The organism is Arhodomonas sp. KWT (assembly GCF_010993615.1).
In genome coordinates this window covers 1-1012 of sequence record NZ_WNXE01000596.1, presented here as the reverse complement: position 1 = coordinate 1012, position 1012 = coordinate 1, and the positions used below count along the sequence as shown (strand labels likewise).

Genomic DNA, 1012 nt, shown 5'->3' with positions numbered 1-1012 from the left:
CGGCTCCACTTCCCTGACCGGTTTCGATCGACCGCCTTGGGCGGCGCTCGGTTATAAATATAGCGCATAAGGTTATTTGCGCGGAAGATGCCGGACCGGCAGCGCCCCGCCCCGGGGGAGATGCCGCGGCCCGGGATCGGGCCACGGAGCGCGGATCGCGCTCACGCCATCGCGCCGATGGTCGCCCGGAAACGGGACAGCGAGTAGACAAACACCACGGCGCCTATCACGCCGAGGGCGAGGAACTCCGGCCAGACGGTTGCCAGGCCCGCACCACGGTAGAGGATGGCCTGGGCGAGGCTTACAAAGTGGGTCGTGGGGGCGGCGAGCATGAGCATCTGTACCAGGTCCGGCATGCTCTCCCGTGGTGTGGTCCCGCCGGAGAGCATTTCCAGCGGCAGCAGCACGAGCATCAATAACAGCCCGAACTGTGGCATCGACCGTGCAACCGTACCCAGGAATATTCCGATCGACGTCGTCGCGAACAGGTGCAGCGTCGCCCCCGCCAGGAACAACAGTACCGAGCCCTCGATGGGCACCGCCAGCAGCCCCTGAACCACCGTGACGAGCGAAAAGCTGCAGGCCAGGAGCACGACCAGCGCCATGGCCCATACCTTGCTCGCCATGATCTCCAGCGGCGTGACCGGCATCACCAGCAGGTGCTCGATGGTCCCGTGCTCGCGCTCCCGGATCAACGCCGCGCCGGTGAGCACGATGGAGAGCATCGTGACGTTGTTGATCACCTCCATGACCGCACCGAACCACGACTCGTTGAGCTCGGGGTTGAAACGGGCACGGAGCGCCAGCCCGACCCGGTCGGAGGTATCCGAGCGGTATCGCTGCATGAAGGCGTCGACCTCATCGGCCACGATCTCCTGGATATAACCGGTGCCGGTGAATGCCTGGCTGATCCGCGTGGCGTCGACGTTGAGCTGTACCGACGGCGAGCGTCCGGCCAGTACGTCCCGCTGGAAACCCGGCGGGATGTCCAGCGCAAAGGTGTCGAGCCCGG

Annotated in this window: 1 protein-coding gene; it reads right to left on the bottom strand. The window is 65.6% G+C overall.

Going from position 1 to position 1012, the window contains the following annotated elements:
- Nucleotides 1–161: 161 nt before the first annotated feature.
- The coding region (locus G7A99_RS21005; protein WP_163143844.1) for an ABC transporter permease at nt 162–1012 on the bottom strand (851 nt) is incomplete at its 5' end.